At 43.1% G+C, this 18639-nt stretch carries 21 protein-coding genes, 1 other RNA gene and 1 pseudogene; 1 reads left to right on the top strand and 22 read right to left on the bottom strand.

Annotated features, from left to right (window positions below; translation table 11 throughout):
- A pseudogene (locus EKM76_RS13650) lies at positions 1-148 on the top strand (IS256 family transposase); the annotation flags it as partial.
- A gap of 153 nt (positions 149-301) precedes the next feature.
- On the opposite strand, the gene tagD reads toward EKM76_RS13650, so the two are convergent.
- From tagD to EKM76_RS07260, 22 genes are all read right to left on the bottom strand, one after another.
- Positions 302-688 (bottom strand): glycerol-3-phosphate cytidylyltransferase, encoded by a 387-nt coding sequence (gene tagD, locus EKM76_RS07365; RefSeq protein ID WP_125550047.1) that lies wholly within the window; start codon positions 686-688, stop codon positions 302-304.
- A 39-nt stretch (positions 689-727) separates the two neighbouring features.
- Positions 728-1624 carry a glycosyltransferase family 2 protein gene (locus EKM76_RS07360; protein WP_125550046.1) on the bottom strand — a complete coding sequence of 299 codons (897 nt, stop codon included), beginning with the start codon at positions 1622-1624 and terminating at the stop codon, positions 728-730.
- A 13-nt stretch (positions 1625-1637) separates the two neighbouring features.
- A complete protein-coding gene (locus tag EKM76_RS07355; protein WP_164507617.1) occupies positions 1638-2462 on the bottom strand; it encodes a LicD family protein in 825 nt (274 codons plus the stop codon).
- Between the two features lie 5 nt (positions 2463-2467).
- Entirely contained in the window at positions 2468-3595 is a 1128-nt protein-coding gene (locus EKM76_RS07350) for a glycosyltransferase (RefSeq protein WP_125550044.1), read from the bottom strand.
- Positions 3592-4380: a DUF4422 domain-containing protein gene (locus EKM76_RS07345; RefSeq protein WP_125550043.1), complete on the bottom strand. Its 789-nt coding sequence runs from the start codon at positions 4378-4380 to the stop codon at positions 3592-3594. Before EKM76_RS07345 ends, EKM76_RS07350 begins: the two co-directional genes overlap by 4 nt.
- A complete protein-coding gene (locus EKM76_RS07340) occupies positions 4377-5750 on the bottom strand; it encodes an O-antigen ligase family protein (protein WP_125550042.1) in 1374 nt (457 codons plus the stop codon). The genes EKM76_RS07345 and EKM76_RS07340 overlap by 4 nt, the downstream gene beginning before the upstream one ends.
- Positions 5751-5777: 27 nt before the next feature.
- Positions 5778-6410: a YveK family protein gene (locus tag EKM76_RS07335; RefSeq protein WP_125550041.1), complete on the bottom strand. Its 633-nt coding sequence runs from the start codon at positions 6408-6410 to the stop codon at positions 5778-5780.
- 33 nt (positions 6411-6443) lie between these two features.
- Complete coding sequence (locus tag EKM76_RS07330; protein ID WP_386794725.1) at positions 6444-7121, bottom strand: sugar transferase; 678 nt, start codon at positions 7119-7121, stop codon at positions 6444-6446.
- A 502-nt stretch (positions 7122-7623) separates the two neighbouring features.
- On the bottom strand, positions 7624-8358 hold the full coding sequence (locus tag EKM76_RS07325; RefSeq protein WP_125550039.1) for an acyl-[acyl-carrier-protein] thioesterase: 735 nt from the start codon (positions 8356-8358) through the stop codon (positions 7624-7626).
- Positions 8359-8409: 51 nt separating this feature from the next.
- On the bottom strand, positions 8410-9279 hold the full coding sequence (gene rsmI / locus EKM76_RS07320) for a 16S rRNA (cytidine(1402)-2'-O)-methyltransferase (RefSeq protein WP_125550038.1): 870 nt from the start codon (positions 9277-9279) through the stop codon (positions 8410-8412).
- 154 nt (positions 9280-9433) lie between these two features.
- The gene (locus EKM76_RS07315) at positions 9434-9793 is read right to left on the bottom strand and encodes a DNA replication initiation control protein YabA (protein ID WP_125550037.1); all 360 of its coding nucleotides are present in this window, start codon (positions 9791-9793) and stop codon (positions 9434-9436) included.
- Entirely contained in the window at positions 9768-10592 is an 825-nt protein-coding gene (locus EKM76_RS07310; protein WP_125550036.1) for a PSP1 domain-containing protein, read from the bottom strand. The genes EKM76_RS07315 and EKM76_RS07310 overlap by 26 nt, the downstream gene beginning before the upstream one ends.
- 169 nt (positions 10593-10761) lie before the next feature.
- Positions 10762-11736: a DNA polymerase III subunit delta' gene (gene holB, locus EKM76_RS07305; RefSeq protein ID WP_125550035.1), complete on the bottom strand. Its 975-nt coding sequence runs from the start codon at positions 11734-11736 to the stop codon at positions 10762-10764.
- Positions 11737-11745: 9 nt separating this feature from the next.
- The gene (locus tag EKM76_RS07300) at positions 11746-12075 is read right to left on the bottom strand and encodes a cyclic-di-AMP receptor (protein WP_125550034.1); all 330 of its coding nucleotides are present in this window, start codon (positions 12073-12075) and stop codon (positions 11746-11748) included.
- A 399-nt stretch (positions 12076-12474) separates the two neighbouring features.
- Positions 12475-13116: a dTMP kinase gene (tmk, locus tag EKM76_RS07295; RefSeq protein WP_125550033.1), complete on the bottom strand. Its 642-nt coding sequence runs from the start codon at positions 13114-13116 to the stop codon at positions 12475-12477.
- A 313-nt stretch (positions 13117-13429) separates the two neighbouring features.
- The gene (locus EKM76_RS07290; RefSeq protein ID WP_125550032.1) at positions 13430-13699 is read right to left on the bottom strand and encodes a YaaL family protein; all 270 of its coding nucleotides are present in this window, start codon (positions 13697-13699) and stop codon (positions 13430-13432) included.
- Positions 13700-13844: 145 nt separating this feature from the next.
- Complete coding sequence (gene recR / locus EKM76_RS07285) at positions 13845-14441, bottom strand: recombination mediator RecR (RefSeq protein ID WP_125550031.1); 597 nt, start codon at positions 14439-14441, stop codon at positions 13845-13847.
- 72 nt (positions 14442-14513) lie between these two features.
- A complete protein-coding gene (locus EKM76_RS07280) occupies positions 14514-14825 on the bottom strand; it encodes a YbaB/EbfC family nucleoid-associated protein (RefSeq protein WP_125550030.1) in 312 nt (103 codons plus the stop codon).
- 82 nt (positions 14826-14907) lie between these two features.
- Positions 14908-16599 carry a DNA polymerase III subunit gamma/tau gene (gene dnaX, locus EKM76_RS07275; protein WP_191986911.1) on the bottom strand — a complete coding sequence of 564 codons (1692 nt, stop codon included), beginning with the start codon at positions 16597-16599 and terminating at the stop codon, positions 14908-14910.
- A gap of 215 nt (positions 16600-16814) precedes the next feature.
- Positions 16815-16901, bottom strand: an RNA gene (ffs, locus tag EKM76_RS07270) — signal recognition particle sRNA small type.
- A 41-nt stretch (positions 16902-16942) separates the two neighbouring features.
- The gene (tadA, locus tag EKM76_RS07265; protein ID WP_125550028.1) at positions 16943-17470 is read right to left on the bottom strand and encodes a tRNA adenosine(34) deaminase TadA; all 528 of its coding nucleotides are present in this window, start codon (positions 17468-17470) and stop codon (positions 16943-16945) included.
- Between the two features lie 57 nt (positions 17471-17527).
- On the bottom strand, positions 17528-18373 hold the full coding sequence (locus tag EKM76_RS07260; protein WP_125550027.1) for an aldo/keto reductase: 846 nt from the start codon (positions 18371-18373) through the stop codon (positions 17528-17530).
- Positions 18374-18639 lie beyond the last annotated feature (266 nt).

Raw genomic sequence — 18639 nt, 5'->3', positions numbered from 1 at the left:
GCAGACCAAAAAGCGTGAACAGTTTCCAAATGAGGAATCCTTAGAAAGGACCTTAATGACGGTTATTCTGGATTACAATGATAAGTTTGATCAGCGTGTGCATAAAGGATTCAATATGGTTGAAGATACATTAGAATCTATGTTTTAAAGAAAAAGACGAGAGGCTTTTCTGTTTACACATAAAATTTGACACTCTCAATTCATTTAGTATCAAATTACTGATTTTAATCATTAAAAGTATATTTTGTGAAATATACATATATAGTCATCAAAAAATCCAATTTTTAAACTAAATCCAGTATTACAAGCTTAAATCGTCTTTAATTTTAGTCGTTGAAATTCCGTTTGTCCGTGGCAAGTAAACCACTTCGCAATAATCTTTTAGAAAATCAAACTGTCCTTTCCAATCGTCACCCATAACAAAGGTATCAACATGGTACTTTTTAACATCAGCAATTTTTTGTTCCCAATTTTCTTCAGGCACTACTTGATCAACATAACGAATAGCTTCCAGAATATATTTACGATGTTCATAGCTATGATAAGCTTCTTTGTGCTTTAGACTATTAAATTCATCTGTTGATAAACCAACGATCAATTTATCACCCAATTGACTAGCTCGTTCTAGCAAACGAATATGGCCCCAATGCAGTAAATCGAACGTTCCGTATGTAATAACTGTTTTCATTGTTATAACGCTCCTTAATTATTTACTATGTTAACTCCATTATTTTTTAACTTCAGCAAACTCAACTTGCGGTCGAAAAGTTAATCCAGCCATAGCACCGTGGCATAAAACACCAATTTTCTTAAATCGTCCAGTGCCGCCTCTAAAGAGTAATTTATTGAAAGTAGTTATAAATTGAAACCAATAGCGCAAAACTTCTTTATGCGAACGTTGACGTGCATTATATAACCGATTCCGATAAGCATAAAAATAACGCTTGATTCGATCAGGTGAATCCTGAATAATATCTACATCTTGGTTCTGCTTCATTTTATGGATCACAATACTTTCTGGAACAAAATAGCCACTAAAATCACGTCTGATCCGTTCCGTATATTCCGTGTCATCACCCCAGATAAAGAATTGCTGGATCGGTAAACCAACCTGCAAAACTGCTGTGCGAGCAACTAAGACTGAAACAAAACTAGCACGTGAAATAGCAACCAAATGATTTTCGCGATTTAATTGCTCTGTCCACATCGGATGTGCCACTACTGGGACGTTCATAATCGCCGGTGAGCCATCGATCCACTTAGGATTACTAGCTAAGAATCCGGCTTGTGGCACAATTGCATCGGCATGCATTAAATTAGCTAAAGCATCTGACTCTGGAATGGTATCGTCATCCATCAACCAAACGAAATCATCCGTCGTTGCTTCAGCAAATTTCTTAACCCCGGTGTAAAACCCACCAGCGCCACCAATATTTTCATCTAAACGCACATAATCAATTTTTGTTCCTAATTGTGTCAAATAATCCTGTGTCGCCTGATCACTGTGATTATCAATAACAATAATATGCTGCAACGAATAACTTTGGACAAAGAGTGCTTGTAAGCATTCTTTTAGTAACTCTAGACGATTATAGGTTACCACCACTGCGCTGACCGTCTTCATTTTGTTCCCCGTCTCATTCAATTTTTTCACCATCAATCATTAAAGTTGTTAAATGCTTTTCTTTTTGTGCTGATTTTGGTGGCAATTGCATATAATCATGATACATACGCGTTAAAATAGTGTCATATGCCTGTGGTATAGATACTTTTAATTGTTCAAAGTTATGTTTTTGCAAATGCTGTTGTTCTGAACGTAAAATAATTTCACGACCATAGGGATATTGAGAACTAATATTAATCACATCAAGCTCTGTTTGTTCTTGATAACGTGTTGCAACTTTTAAACGCCAATTTTTTAACGTTTTGGTCGAAAATAGACCAAAAATTAAATTAATCAGTGTAACCAATATACGTTTTAAGCGACCATCAACTTGACCATAGTTAAGGCGTTCAAGAATCGTTTTCGTCAACATTTTAAATTCGACATATTGCCGTCGGCGTTGAAAAGTACTCTTTGGAATTCGATCAAGCGGAAACAAATCAATGTACAAACCACTAACGGACCGATTAGGTAAATTCTGTTCTTCGGTTATCTCAGTGTTTGTTGCAATTATTTTGGCAAATGCCATTCCATAATCAGCTGTATTAAATTCTGTAATTAAAGCTAGTGACTTATCAGCTAAATAGCTAGGAGCAACTGCTAAAAAGCGTTCGTAATCAACTCGTAGAAATCCAATATCAATATCGTCATCCCAAGGAATAAAGCCTTGATGTCTGACAGCACCCAAAAGGGATCCCCCAATTAAAAAATAGGGAATCTGCTCTTGATCGCAAATTTTAACGACAACCCGCAAAATATTTATTTCGACTTGATGAAGTTGCTCTAACTGACTACCCAAAATTGCTACTCCTCACTATATAGCGCTTGTATTGTTGCAACGGTTTGTGCCTGATCATAGCCAAGCTCCCGCAACTGGTCTATCGGTGCTTTTCGTTGCTGTACTGTCGCAAATTGACTTTCTATTTGTTTGGCCCATTGTCCTGGCGACTGCGTTAAGCTTATTGGGTGCACAATTGTTTTAATATATCGATCGAGTGGTATCTGTGCTGAAGGGAAGATCTCCAAACCAGCAGCTTGACCCTCCACAAATACCAAACTTAAGCCTTCATGCACAGATGGAAAAAGCAATGCGTCAAAACCTTGATATAAGCGTTCCAAATCACGACGAACACCGAGAAAGATTACGTTATCAGACAATCCAAATGTTTCAACTTGTTGCTTAACTTCTGCTTGTAATGGTCCATCGCCCACTAAAACAAGCAAGGCAGTGTCGTCTTTACGGACGAGTTCACGAAAAATAGCTAAGCTAAATTGATGATTCTTTCGCGGTTCAAAAACACCAACATTGGCATAAACTCGTCTATCTGTCCAACCTTGTTCTTGTCGAACATGTTGCCGAACCTCTTCATTATACGCAAATTTATCTAAATTGATCCCGTTACGAACAATTTTATAACGTTGCTGTTGGATGATCTGCGGTGTGAACAACCATTCGGCTGCTTCCTTTGAGGCCGCTAAAAATTGATTTGCCCAGTACCGGCAAATTAGTTTTTTGCCTAAATAATGTAAACTAGTCAGCACTTTAATTTGAAGTGAACTCCCTGCAGTTCCAAAAAATGTGTTGTGCGAATGCATTGTAATGACTGGAATACCATACTTTTTGGCGAAATATACTGGTAGAAAATTCCACATTGCTGAATAATTAAAATGAATCGCCTCGTATTCAGCAGCATGCTGTTTAAAAAATTGCTGCCAAGCACGCCAATGCGCTAACGGATGACGATTTGCAGCAGGAAAAATAAAAGCATGCCACCCTTTCAATTCTAATTCAGCAACCATTTCTTTCGAACCAGAAACAATTGCTGCGTCGAATTGAACTTGTTCACTTTTAATTTTACCAAATGAATTCATAATAAAGGCAGTTTCACCGCTGTCATGTAAGTAATCACCAGTAACTAAAACTTTTTTCATCGCTTATTATCCCCATTAAAACGTTCAGGTACCATCTTACGCCGTAAAAATGTGAATCCTTTCTTGAACCAATTTTGTTTTTCCATGAATACAAAAGGCACTTCAGTTGCCCGATATTCTGGATGACACTCAAGCCAAACATCAAGTAAACGTTCACTGATAAAACCATATACTCTGGCTTCGTAAGTATCGTAGTCCGTGATATCAATTTGGTTTTCTAATTTAGCTAAAATATCGAATAACCAAGTACAATACTCATTAAATGGCTGTTGTTTCATAATAAACATATTAAACATGTGGGCACTATGCTGCTTGTAAAGAACCGTGTCAAAAGCGGCCGAATATTCTGGATAATCCTGTTGAATAATTTGCTTAGTCAGCAGAAGTGGTTCTTCATGATGTGCATGAATATAGTGGGAATAATTGGTTTCAATATAGTAGTCCCGCTTTTTTGGTAAAATAATATCCGCCGTTTTAAAAAGTCGATCTAATTGTGCTTGATCGAGTATCTGGGTTAGGTCTTTTTTATGCGTTAAACTTAAATAACGACGATAATGTACTAATCCGATTGCATCAGCATCTAGATTTTTCCAAGCCCAATAAATAGCTGTTAATTCATTATAATGCGAATTTTTTTCAGAAATATTATCACCAGTGTTGTCACCTTGAAATGTCTGATTAACATCTGGATGTAACGCTTTACCAACAAAAACCGGTAAATATAATGCTTTATCTGCAGGCATCACGTAGTTTTTATGAGCTGCCACAAGTATCTTAGTGTTCAACGTAAAAGCTCCTTATCCAAGTAATTAATAACAACAATATAGAAGAAGAAAACAACTAAATAAATATTGTCTGTCCAAGAAAGTGAAAATAACATAACCACAGCAAATATGGTTAACGTGTAGTAAAAACTATCAATAATACTGATGTATAAACGAGTAGTTGGCGTTAGCTCATGTTGTAACACATTTTGTAATTGTCGTCCCTTTTTGATTTTATGGTAAACAAAAATCACCACTGGTACAATGCCGATCAAGCCATATCCGGCTAGAACTTCGCCCCACATACTCTGGTTTGAAAAACCAGTTTGCTGAAAAACTCGAAAGAATTCTTCATTATGAGTTAAGGCTTTAGGTACAAATTCAAAATTGTAGAAACTAGTATACCCCCGGCCAACACCAAATAATGGGTAATGGAGGAACGTTAGGAATAATGCTAGCGTTCCGCCTAAACGGTTAGAAGTGCCCTGCTTTTTAAAGATGTATTTATTCAGCAATTCAGAAATACTCGGATTAACAAAATATAAAATCAATAAAATCAATAACGCAATACCAATTCCATAATAATAGTTTTTTCGTTGTCCTGCTGGCAAGCTAACAATAAAAGCAATTACTGCCACACCAATTACAACAAAACCAGTTGATGTTTTTGCAAAAAATAATGTTATAAAAGCAAAAATTAGCAATCCCCAATAAAACGCAAGGCTACGTTTAGTCATCTGGTCATGAAAATAATCGACTTTATTTTTAATGGCAGCAAGCAAAAATGGAATAAAAACTATCCCTATTTGAGCCGCCAGAAAGGAAGCCTCTTGTGAAAAGCCGTTAACTCGCCGTAAAGTCGTGGTATAGCTGCCAAACTGATAAAAATCTGTCCGCCCTTTATGCGTTGCTTCAAACAGATGTCCAATCAGGTTAACATAATGATCTAAATTCCAAAAGCGAGTTGCAAAAATTTGTGGTAACAAGACCAAAATTGAAAAAACTAGAAAAGTGATCATCGTCGCTTTAATAAAATTACGAATTTGTTTCGTTCCGCGCAAAACTAAAACTAGTAAGTAATACACCAAAAATATATTTGCAAAATAGGCAAATAAATTGATTGGTCCAGTCGCCATTCCACTAGTATCCTGTGGCCTAGTCGTAATCTGGTAACTATAAACAATCATGACAAGTTGACTAAGCAACACGCTTAAAGTCATAGTCATCACACGACGATCTACCTCTAATACTTCTAAACTATTAGAATCACTTATTAGTCGATAAATAAATAAACCAGCCAATATATAAATTGGAAATGTAGATAATACAGTAGGTAATGTATAACTAAAATTCTTCAATAACATACTAACCGGTATTAAAAACCATTCCATTTTAAATACCTCACTTATCGGTTAGTTTTATGACTTCTTAATTGACAGAAATTGAATTCTAAACAACGCAATTATTAAACCAAGCACTAAACCAAATAAACCGCCAGTTAAAATAAATTTCTTGGTCTCACGCGCAGAAGCCGTTACGTTTTGCTTCTTTGCTTTTACTAATTGCGTGATTTTACCAATTTTAACGGTATCATTAGCATGTTTTTTGAATTGTTTAACTGTGGTATTAGCAATCGCAACTGCTGACTTAGCTGAGGTAGTGCCTGCTGTAACATGAATTAACAAAGTGTTGGAATCTGTAGAACTATGTATTTGCTGACTTAACTTTTCAACACTAACTTTATATTTGCTATGCTTTGCTAAATCTTTTTTAACATGGTTTAGCATTGAGTCACCAAGCATAATTCCTTGATAAGTTGGCATTAGTTTAATGTCTGCTTCAACTGAAGCTCCCGTATGTTTACGTGGATGTACCAGCATGGTTGTTTTTGCGGTATACACTGGATGATAGACATGATTGCTCCACAAATATCCAGCTCCAGCAAAAATAACCACCGCCAAAACTAAAATATACCATTGTTTAATAATCTTACGAATTAGTGTCTCGAGCTTCATACTCCAAAATTCCCTCTTTCTTATAAAAAAAGCCAATGATTTCGATCATCGGCTTTACAAAATCTAAGCTTAATAGGCACCAGTATTCCTAAAAATACTGATCATATTAAGCACAATAATCTTCAGATCAAATCCCAAGCTTGCGTGGTCAATATAGTACAACTCGACCGCACAACGTTCAGGGTACTCAATATTACTACGGCCGCTAGCTTGCCACCAGCCCATTGCGCCGGGGGTCATCGATAACAGCTTGTCCACTTGGTCGCCGTATTCTTTAAGCTCAATTTCAACCACTGGCCGTGGCCCAACTAAAGCCATGTCCCCTTTTAAAATATTAATGAATTGGGGGATTTCGTCGATTGAAGACTTACGAATGAAGCGTCCAAATTTAGTGATTCGTGGATCTTCTTCCGCCGGTAATTTGTAACTATTGGCGATGTATTTACGATATAATTTTGGATTCGCTTTTAATTTTTGATCCGCGTTGACGATCATTGAACGGAACTTCCAGATTTTAAATGGTTGGCCGTTTTTGCCGATGCGCTGCTGCTTGTAGATCATTGGCCCTTTATTTTGCCCAAAGCGATAAATAATCGCCATGACTAGAAAAACTGTCGGCACTAAAATGACCAGCGCAACACCGGATACAACGATATCAGAAATTCGTTTAATGATTAAATAGGTTTTTGAACGTGTCTGCATTTTTATTTGGTTAGCCGTAAGCGGATTGGGCCGTTGCCAGCTCATGCCTACACTTTCCTTTTTCTCCATCAATATTGTCCTCCTAAAACCGTCCTCAATTGACACAAGTCCGTAAGCCGGTGCTGAAAAAAGACTCGGCGCGACTTCAAATTCACAAAGTATTGTTGTCTTAGCTCTAAATTGCAAACAACAAATGTAAGTATACTGAATTTAAGCTGCAAAAACAAGGTCAGCTGTAAACCCAACACTTTTTACAGTATAGCAGGGTCGACCACACGGGGCAACGTAAAATATTAGAGGTTACAGAAAAATTAACAAAATCAGAGTGCTTGAAAAGGCGCTTAGATTATGGAATATAGCCTACTACTCCGCAATCAATGGAAAGATATTAGCGAAGTACACTAATATCTTTGATGCTGCGGACGATGTCCATTCTTGTGGCAAAATTCGTACCGCAAGAAACATGGCAGCTGGGCGATAAGATACGCGCAGCGAATCGTTTGACCAGCGTAGCTATATGCAATAATCTGCCTTGTTTAGCACGTTTCTATCCCCGCTCGCGCCAGACCACTTCTGCCTCAGCGCACTTACCATCGGCAGTCGTAATCTGATGACGGCTAACGTGATCAGTGATCTGATAGTGACTTTGGGCCACGTCGTCAACGGTTAGCTCGTGCTCGTAGCGGATATTTAGACTGACGATCTCGTGGCTGCTCAGGTACGCTATCCCTAAATGATCAAACATCCAATCGAAGTAGTGAACGTTATTGACGTGTTGATTGGCGTCAATATCATAGTAGCGCACCCGATAATCTTGCTGCGCAGCATCAGCCAGCTCAACATGGTGGATTCGTGGGAAACGTTTGATACCTTTTATTTCCGGAACTGCATACGGTTGAACTAACGCTGGGATCACCGCCACCATGTTACGCGTGGCGTAGCTCATCAGCACCCAAGCACTGTGGATCGTCGCCAGCCGCTGACCTTGCGCATCATCGACCCAATAATCGCGATAACAGAAATACTTGTTGTAGCCTGTGGCTGTCGTGCCGAAAGTCACTGTTTCATCCACCTGTGGCATCCGTTTGATCTCCATCTGATATTGTGTGACCACCCAGCCCACATTGTAGCCGTGGACAACGTCATCGCTTAGCCCCAGCTGGTCGTTTTGTCGCTCAGAAACTAAGATCGCCACATTGACCAACATGGCCAATGTCATCTGATTTTTAGTGTCGCTTTCGTAATAAGTAACCTGATGTGGTTCGGTATAGATTGCTGCCACATGAATCCCCCTCTACTTTCATTCTAGCATAGCTGCCAGACCGACAAAAATTTAAAACTGGTGATACGCCTTATAAACGTCTTGTTTCGCCACTGTGCGCTGCTTAGCCACTGTTTTAATGGCGGCCTTCACGTCACTGCCTTCATCAACTAACTGGGCAACATAATCGTGCAAATCTAGGTCCGCGTAAGCATCCGCGCCGGCTTCAGTCGGCTGCGGATTACCCGCCACTAGCACCACAAATTCACCGCGCGGCGCATGTTCATTAAACCAAGCCAGCGCCTCAGCCAGTGTGCCGCGCAAAAAGCTTTCATATTTCTTAGTCACTTCACGGGCCAAAACCACTTGCCGCTCGCCACCAAAGCTAGTCGCCAAGCTGGTCAACGTTTTCAGCAACCGATGCGGCGCCTCGTAAAAAATCAGCGTTTCAGTATGATTTTTTAACGGTTCCAACTCAGCTAATTGCTGCTGCGATTTACGCTGCAAAAAGCCGTAAAAATAAAACGGTTGTGGCGCTAAGCCAGAGGCGATCAAGGCCGTTAAACCAGCATTGGCGCCAGGTAGTGGCACCACTGGAATATTCTGCGTGATCGCGGCGGCAACTAATTCTTTACCAGGATCGCTGATCGACGGCATCCCGGCATCGCTGACCTGGGCCAAGGACAAGCCGCTTTGCAAATGTTCCAGTAAACGTGGAATCCGCTCCTGAGTATTATGCTCATGAAAACTAATTTGCTTAGTCGTGATCTCAAAATGGCTCAGTAAGCGCTGCGTATTGCGGGTATCTTCCGCCGCAATTAAGTCGACTTGCTGCAGCACTTTAATGCTACGCATAGTCATATCATCTAGATTGCCGATCGGCGTTGGCACTAAATACAACGTGCCAACAGTTTGTGCAGCAAAACTGCGCTGTTCTTGCATGAAGATCCTCCTATATAACAAAATCTGTTATTTACTAAAAATTACTAAACAAAGGTACGCCACCAAAAAAAGCTGAGTAAGCACTCAGCTAAGATGCGTATGGAACTAATCTAGGCTAGTTGCTCAAAATCCGAATGCTCTTTTAGACACTCAGCTAATGGCGTTCACCATAAATAACATCGAGACAAAAGGCGCACGGTTCATCATCGATCCGCCGCGAGCCATACATTAAGTAGCAAACATGGAAGCCTTCTTCGTACAACTTTTCCAGATTAGCGCGCGATTTTGAAAGTTGTGGCGTTTGATCATGTTGCTTAGCCGCCTGTTGCTGCTCAACTTCTTCGGACTGAATTTCTTGTAAATGTTCCCGCAGATGCTGATTTTCGATTTCTAATTCAGCGTTACGCTCCAAGATCTGGGTCATATCCGTCTGCATTTCATCGATGCGCGCCAGCATATGTTTAGTATCGGCTTCTAATTGTACAAAACTATCGTACAGTTCCCGTTTCTCCACTTTTATTCACCTTTACCTTAATTTCTTCTAAGTCATAATCGACCGCCACCTGGTGACCGTCAAGCCGCACCCGCAAAACGTGGGATAGTAGGTTCATCCCCACTACTTTACCCGGGCCATCAACGGTAGTCACCCGCTCGCCATAATCAGGCAAGGCAGCTTTAGCGTCTTCGTACATATCATCTTCAAATTGTAAACAGCACATCAAACGGCCACATAAGCCAGAGATCTTAGTCGGATTCAGCGACAAATTTTGATTTTTCGCCATTTTGATCGATACTGGCACAAATTCACCAAGAAAAGTTGAGCAGCATAACGCGCGGCCACAAGGACCAATGCCACCCAATAATTTGGCTTCATCGCGGACCCCGATTTGCCGTAACTCGATCCGGGTTTTAAAAACGCTGGCAAGATCGCGCACCAAGTCGCGGAAATCAACGCGACCATCCGCAGTAAAATAGAAAATCAGCTTATGCCGGTCCAGCGTGTAACGTGCAATGGTTAGTTTCATTCGTAAGTGATGCGCCCGCACCATTTGTCGTGCTTGCTGTAGCGCGACCTTGGCATCAGCTTGATTACCTGCGGCGTGCGCCAAGTCAGTCTCGATCGCCGTTCGTTCCACCATAATTTCATCCAGCGCCACCGCTTCCGGCGCCAGATCCTGCACCCGCACAACTCGAGCCAGATCCTGACAATGATTATATTTGACCACGATCTGACTACCAGCCGCAACTTGCATTTGATTAGGCGTCCAATGCGCCTGCCCTGACTTTTGAAACCGAATTTCCATAACTTCCATCACGTTCACCCCTACCTATTGACTAGAGAGTGCCGCAAAAGGCGCCCAGCTTATGAGCACTAACCTAGATTGACAAATAATACACGCAGTGGATTATTGGCAATCGTAGCTAAGCGGAATAAGCTGCCTTTTTAGGCACGTTCCAACTGAATTATTATCGGTGATCACTTTATTTTAAAAGCCGTAACGTCAAACTTTCTAATGTATTCTGAAAACTCACATTAGCCGTCAAATACTTTTGCGCAGCTAATGTGGCTTCCATTTGTTGCAATAATTGGTCGCTGGTCGCATTTTCCGCCCACGTCGCAAGTTGCGCTTGTTGGCTGGGAAAACTCAGCGCTTCACCACGACCGAAGTGCAGCGCCAAAACGTCCTGCATCATTAGCAAAATCAGCGCCAGCACTTCATTTTGAATCGTTCGTTCCTTAGCCAGTGGCACTAAATTCGCCTGGACATCCACGAAAGCCAATGAATTATTTTCTTGAATATGGCTAAACCACTGCCACGTTTTCTGGCGCAACGGATCAAACCAGTCACTGGCCAACCATGCTTGCGCCGTCGGTAAACTGTTGGTCAACCGCACTAATAATGCGGCATCCCCGGAATTGATCCCCGCAGCCGTCAATTGGGCGAGCAACTGCGGCCGCGGCAAGCGCGCAAACTCAATGATCTGCAACCGCGAAATAATCGTTGGCAACAGCTGATTTTTAGCCGTCGTGGTTAAGATCAAATAAGTCTGTGGTGACGGCTCTTCCAGGAACTTCAGCAGACCATTGGCCGCGCTGACCGTCATTTTATCAGCATCTTGAATAATGAAGACACGCTGATTCGTTTCCATACCGCTTTTGGTCAATTCCTGCTTCAAAAACCGAATTTGCTCAATTTTCAGGCTCTGCCCTTCCGGCACTACCTTGACCACATCGGGATGGTTGCCACTGAGAATTCGCTGGCATTCACTACAAGTACCATCGGGCATGCCGTCAACCACGTGACTGCAAAACAAGCGCAGCGCGATCCAAGTCGCCAGTTCAATTTTACCAGTGCCGGCAGCACCGCTAAATAAATAGCCTTGGCTCAACTGCTGCCGCGCGATCACGCTTTTAAATAGCTCAACTAACCGTGGCTGTAAACTTTCGATCGTCATGGTCATCGCCTAAAATTGATGAAACTGTTCGACTGGCAGCACAAAGACCGTGGCGCCGCCGACTTGAACCTCAACCGGATACGTGCTTTCACCGCCAACAGTATTGTCCAAACTAACCGGCGGCGTCATAAATTGTTCCCGCGTATGCGATGTCTCCTTGATGATCTTCAACACCTCATCGACCCGCTCGTCATCGATCCCGATGATAAACGTGGTGTTACCGGCCTTCAAAAAACCGCCGGTAGTCGATAATTTAGTGGCTTGAACATTGGCGTCCACAAACTCCGCGCTTAATCGATTACTATCTTTATCCTGCACAATGGCAAAAATCATTTTCATTGTCAAATACGCCTCCTGACTATTTGATCATTCAACTACTATTCTAGCGGAATATATCTTACAAAGAATAAACCTGCTATTCAAAAAATTACGTATTGTTCAAGTACTGACTAGTGCTCAAAATCTAAACACCTTTTTGCAGAATTGTACCTTAGCCTAAACGTGCCTAAAAAGGCACTGTCGCTCAGTCTTAATAACACTGTTTGCCAAGTATTGAATTTAATCCTTAATCGCTAAACAGAACGTGCTTCCCGTTGTCGATTGGACTATTGCCAAAGTGCGGCAAGTCCAAGTCGCAGCTTTCTGCGCCTAGCTACGATTATCAAACGATCCACTACGTGTATCTTATTGCTAATCTAGGCTAGTGCTCAAAATCTAAACGCCTTTTGAGGACACTCTTTACTTAAACCAGTCCGCATAAGTCGTGGTGATCACGCGCTGACATGCAGCGATCACATCGGCTAATGGTTGCGTGGCGTCGATGGTTTTGATCCGTTGCGGATATTCTTGTGCTAAAGCTAAATATTCGCCGCGCACCTTTTGATGGAACGACAACGCTTCTTGATCCAAACGGTCATTTTGCGACTGCCGATGCGCCGCGATCCGCTGCAAACCTAGCTCTGACGGAACATCTAAATATAAAGTCAGATCTGGCGTTAACAATTCAGTGGCGAATTCATTCATTTGACCAACTGCATTGACGCCAATTTCGCGGCCGGCACCCTGATAAGCCAATGAACTATCAACAAAACGATCACAGATCACGATTTTATCCGCTGCCAAAGCTGGCCGAATTTTTTCAATAATATGTTGCCGCCGCGCCGCTGCATACAACAACGCCTCGGTGCGCTTGTCCATCGCCGTATTTTGCGGATCCAATATAATGCGCCGAATGGCTTCAGAAATTGGATTACCACCAGGCTCACGCGTTTCAATGATCGGCTGCCGCGCGATCTGCCGCAACTGGGGCACTAATTCAGTTAGCGCGCTGGTTTTACCGGCGCCATCTGGACCTTCAAATGTAATTAATAAACCAGCCACACTGATTCCTCTATTTCTATGTCGTGCATTACGCACGTTATCTTTAAAGCTACTTTTATTCTACTGTAAGTCAACGGTGCTGTCTAATTAGATTTTAAAGAGTGCAAAAAAAGACGCTTAGATTATGGAACATAACCTAGTTAGCTAATAAGATACGCAGTGAATCGTTTAGCTAACGTAGTTATGTGGAATAATCTGTCTTTTTTTGCACGTTTACACTAAATCAGCCAGCAACCAAATTATTTTCCATCCCGCACGAGCCGATAAAAAAAGCACCCAGGTAAAATTAAATTCACCTGCGCACTCCTATTGATCAACCTAAAAAATCATGTTCACTTCGCGCAGCGCCAGGCATTAATCGATCACCTTTCGTCCCACGAATTCGTGCTTCATGGTAGAGGAATAGGTATTTAGACCGCGCCAATTGCACTTGCGTAATCAATTCCTCATCCGCATCGTCAATGGAAATAACCGTCTCTTTAGCCCGATTCCAATCATTCATCGCCTCATAGATCGCGCTGAGTAATTTTTCATCATAGCTTTGCTGTAGTTTAGACCTTTGCCCATGCTTACGCTTAAACATCTAAATACCCCTTTTCACAGAGTGTTAAAAAAAGCGCTCAGATCACGCAGCATAACCTAGCTGACTAATAAGATACACGCAGTGGATCGTTTAGCCAGCGTCGTTATGTGGAGTGATCTGCTTTTTTTAACACGTTTCCGCCGTACTACATCTCTTGACGGCCTTCAACTGCTTTGAGTAATGTCATTTCATCGGCATATTCAATATCGCTACCGACCGAAAGACCATGCGCCAAACGAGTGACTTTAATGCCGGCAGGTTTGATCAAACGAGATAAATAAGTCGCCGTCGCTTCACCTTCTGGCGTGGCGTTAGTCGCCACGATCACTTCTTTGATCACATCATTTTGCAGCCGTTTCAGCAAACTAGCAATATTGATATCCTCAGGTCCTTTACCTTCGATCGGCGATAAAACACCTTGGAGCACATGATACAAGCCATGGTATTCATTCATTCGTTCCATGGTCATGATATCTTTTGGCCCTTCAACGACCAACACCGTGCTTTGATCACGGCTTTTATCGGCACAGACCATGCATGGATCATCTTCCGTAATATTGCCGCAAATACTGCAGTAATGCAAATCACGCTGCGCAGCAATCAATGCTTTCGCAAAATCAGTGACATCATCTTGTTGCATATCGATCGTATAAAAAGCTAAGCGCGTCGCCGTTTTACTACCAATTCCCGGCAACTTCATATAGCTTTCGATCAATTTTGCAATTGGTTCAGGATATTGCATTGCAACGTTCCTTCCTATAAGTAACACGTGTAAACAAACTCAATTTGGCGAGTACTCACTCAACCAACTGGATTACATACCAGGCACGCCGCTAGTGTATTTGCCCATCTTAGCTTGCGTTGCGTCATCAACGTTCGTTAGCGCATCGTTGACTGCCATGATGATCAAATCTTGTAACATATCAGGATCGTCAGGATCGATGGCTTCAGGCTTGATTTGAATATCCTTCATTTTCTTTTCGCCATTAAAAGTAACGACAACCGCATCGTCGCTAGCCGCTCCAGTAAATTCTTGAACGTTTAATTCTTCTTGCGCCTGACCCATTTCTTTTTGCAACTTCTTCATTTGTTTCATCATACCTTGCATATTTCCGCCACGCATCATATCAACGATTCCTCCTATATTTTAACGAATACCTAAAAAGGCGTTCCGATTTTGAGCACTGATCTAGATCAGCAGACCATTTTTAATCATTTTTAATTTCCAAATGTTCGGCGCCAAACAAAGTCTCCGCTTGGCTGATCACTGGCGCTTTTTCCGCCACAGCTGACTCGGCTTCAGGCGTCTTAGTCCGCTGATGCTGCTTAATATACGACTTGCGCACCTGCGGCCATTCGTCTTGCGGCACAAAAATAATTTTCGGCGTATAGCCCACTAAACGATCTAAACCATTTTCCAGCGCATCGACCATTTCTTGGTTGCTATTGGCTCGATCCAGCAAGAAATCACTGTCAAAGGAGACCACCACACCATCGTGGCTAGCAGCAACTGGCTTTGAAGCACGCATTAACGCGCGATGCTGCACCGTCAACTGCTGCAACAATTCCGCCCAAATCGATTTCAATTGCTGCAAACTATCCTTCGTCGCATGATCCAACACTGGATAAATCGCTGCCACATTCGTATGTTGCTTAGCGGCACGACGCGGCGCCACTGCTGCTGGTGCGGCGGCTGGCGTGCCATTAGTCTGTAACGTGGTCAACTGCTGCTGCAAGGTTTTTAATTCTTGCTGCAGCTGACTGATCTCGGCCGTCGTTTCTGGTACCGCCGCAACCGTTGCTGTCGTCGCTGCTGCCTGCGTTTGACAGAGTTTGACCGTCGCCACTTCCAAATAAATATCCGGATGATTGGTGAAGCGCAATTGTTGCTGACTATCATTCAGCACGTCAATGGCGCGGTATAGATCAGCCGCCGCAAACGCCTGACTGAGTTGCTTAAATTGCTCATCGACGCTGCCTAACTCGATCTGCTCGACCATGGCTGGCGCCTGCTGATACAGCAATAGATCACGACTATACTCAATTAGATCTTCAATAAAGCGGCCGGCATCTTTGCCAGCGGCTAAAACCTGCTGCAGTAATTCCAGTGCTTGCGGCGTATTATGTGCCTGCACCGCCTGCATGTAGTCGGCCAACAATTTTTGCGCCGCGCTGCCGGTGACCTGTAACGCATTTTCCAGTGTCACGTGATTGTCGCTAAATGACAGCACCTGATCCAGCACGCTTAAAGCATCCCGCATCCCACCTTCTGCGGCTTTGGCGATCGTCTTTAACGCTGGTTCTTCAAAGGTGATCCCCTTTTCCTGCAAAATATAACTCATTCGGCTATAAATAGCTTGGGCTGAGATCCGTTGAAAATCAAAGCGCTGGGTCCGTGAAATGATCGTTAGTGGCACTTTATGTGGTTCCGTTGTGGCCAGAATGAAGACGACGTGGCTCGGCGGTTCCTCCAACGTTTTGAGTAGCGCGTTAAACGCCCCAGTCGACAGCATATGCACTTCATCAATAATGTAAACTTTGTACGGTGCGCTGGTGGGTGCGTATTTAGCTTTATCGCGAATATCACGAATTTCGTCCACACCGTTATTGGAAGCCGCATCGATCTCGATCACATCATTCAAAGTGCCCGCCGTGATCGCTAAGCAGGAAGGACACTCATTGCAAGGCTCGCCGTCTTTTAAGTTAGGACAATTGATCGCCTTAGCGAAGATCTTAGCCGCCGACGTTTTCCCGGTTCCCCGCGGGCCAGTAAACAGGTAAGCATGGCTGGTTTGGTGTGCCTCTAAAGCGTTGCGTAGCGTTTGCGTGATCGTTTCTTGTCCGACAATGTCAGCAAACCGCTGCGGCCGCCAAACACGATATAAGGCTTGATAAGCCATCCCCATGCTTCCTTTCTGTAATGAAGTTTTCTATATTATTGGCTGGTAACGTGTAATAAAAGACAACTTCCTGCTCTTAGCTACGCTTGCCGAACGATCCACTCCGTGTATCTTATCGTCAAGCTAGGCTAAGCTTCGGAAGCTAACCGTCTTTTATTACACTTCCAAAATAAAAGCTCTTAGTCTATGTTCAACTAAGAGCTGTCTCAATTCAAAATAACAAAAGGCACATGACGTATCCTACTTAGTGCTGCTTTCTTCCGAACCTGACACGATTCGTAAGCACACCATTGCCTTAAGGCCTTGCGGCAATACTTATTATATTAGACCTGGCCCAAAAAAGCTAGTCCTTTACGTCATCTTCTGTTAATTTTTTCTGAGCTGCTTGTTTAGTTGCTTTACGCCGCGCCCGAATTGCGCGAAAAAATTGTTGTAGCTGCGCTTGCGCGTCCTCGGCCAGCACGCCGCTTTCGACGGTGGCTTGATGGTTAAAGCGCTGGTCAGTCAATAAATTCATAAAAGTGCCTGCCGTACCCGCTTTCGGGTCCGCCGCACCATAATAGACCGCCGCCAGCCGTGAATTAATGATCGCGCCACTGCACATGGGACAAGGCTCCAAAGTCACAAAAATCGCCGCATCCTCTAAGCGCCAACTTTTTACAGTTAAGCAAGCTTCTTGGATCGCTAAAATTTCGGCGTGGGTGGTGGCGTCTTGCGTATGCTCACGCAAATTATGCCCGCGACCAATAATTTTGCCTGCTTGAACCACAACAGCGCCGATCGGAACTTCACCGATCTGGGCGGCTGAACGGGCTTCAAATAACGCCTCGCGCATGTAATTTTCTTTTTCCGCAGTTGTAAACTGTCCCATCAACTCACCTATTTCTACACTGATACCTTATTTTAGCATATCTTTGTGACCACAAACTTAAATGATTTCTAAAGGCTGCTTGCGTGTCGGCCCAGGAAAGGCTTGATCCAACGCAGCTAGTTCAGCCGGCGTCAAAGTAACTGCCGCCGCGGCAATATTTTCCTGCATGTGTTGCCAGTTGCTAGTCTGCGGAATCGCCAATAAGTTGGGCTGGCGCAAAGTCCACGCCAATAAAACTTGGTGCGCAGTTATTTGATGCGCCTGTGCGACCTGCTGCACAGCCGTATTTTCAGTCAGGCGGCCGCGAACATCCCCTTGAGCCACTGGCGAATAGGCAATAAACGGAATTGCCCGTTTCTGCTGCCACGGAAGCACGTCAAATTCGACCCCGCGCGCACCTAAATTGTACAGATCTTCATTAGCGGCCAAATGCTGCCCACCGTTAATTTGTGACAATTCCAGCAGATCAACCTGATCAAAATTAGAAACGCCCCAATAACGGATCTTGCCGGCACGCTTCAAGTCTTCCAAACCAGCGACAGTTTCGCTTAACGGCACGCCACCACGCCAATGCAATAAGTACAAATCAAGATAATCCGTCCCCAACCGCCGTAAACTAGCGTCAAGACTTTGCCGCATTCGCTGCTTAGTCGCGTTTTGTGGATAGAATTTAGAAATTAAAAATAAATCCCCGCGCTGATACGATTGAATCGCGGCACCAACCAATGATTCTGAGCGTCCTTCACCATACATTTCCGCAGTGTCGATCACAGTCAAACCATGATCCAAGCCGTAGCGTAACGCCGTTAATTCGGCTTCTCGTTGCGCCGACTGCTCACCCATATGCCACGTGCCCATCCCTAAAGCTGGCAACGTTGTCCGTTGAAACTTAATTTCCTGCATCTCATTCGCCTCTATATTTTATTGTCATACTAATACTTACAATTAACACTTTAAATAAAATAGGCTATTACGCCTATTTTATTTAAAGCTGGACGCCTGTTGTGACACTGGCTAATCTGAGGTGTGCCCTGAAACGACTTTGCCCACACCACTCACCGGATGTCGCAACAACGTGTCACAAAAGGCAACTTATTCCGCCTAGCGACAATTGTCAAATAATCCACTACGTGAATTATTCGCCAATCTATGCTAGTGCTCATAAGCTG

It is taken from the genome of Loigolactobacillus zhaoyuanensis, from assembly GCF_003946385.1.
GTDB lineage: Bacteria > Bacillota > Bacilli > Lactobacillales > Lactobacillaceae > Loigolactobacillus > Loigolactobacillus zhaoyuanensis.
This window is presented reverse-complemented; position numbering and strand designations above follow the sequence as displayed.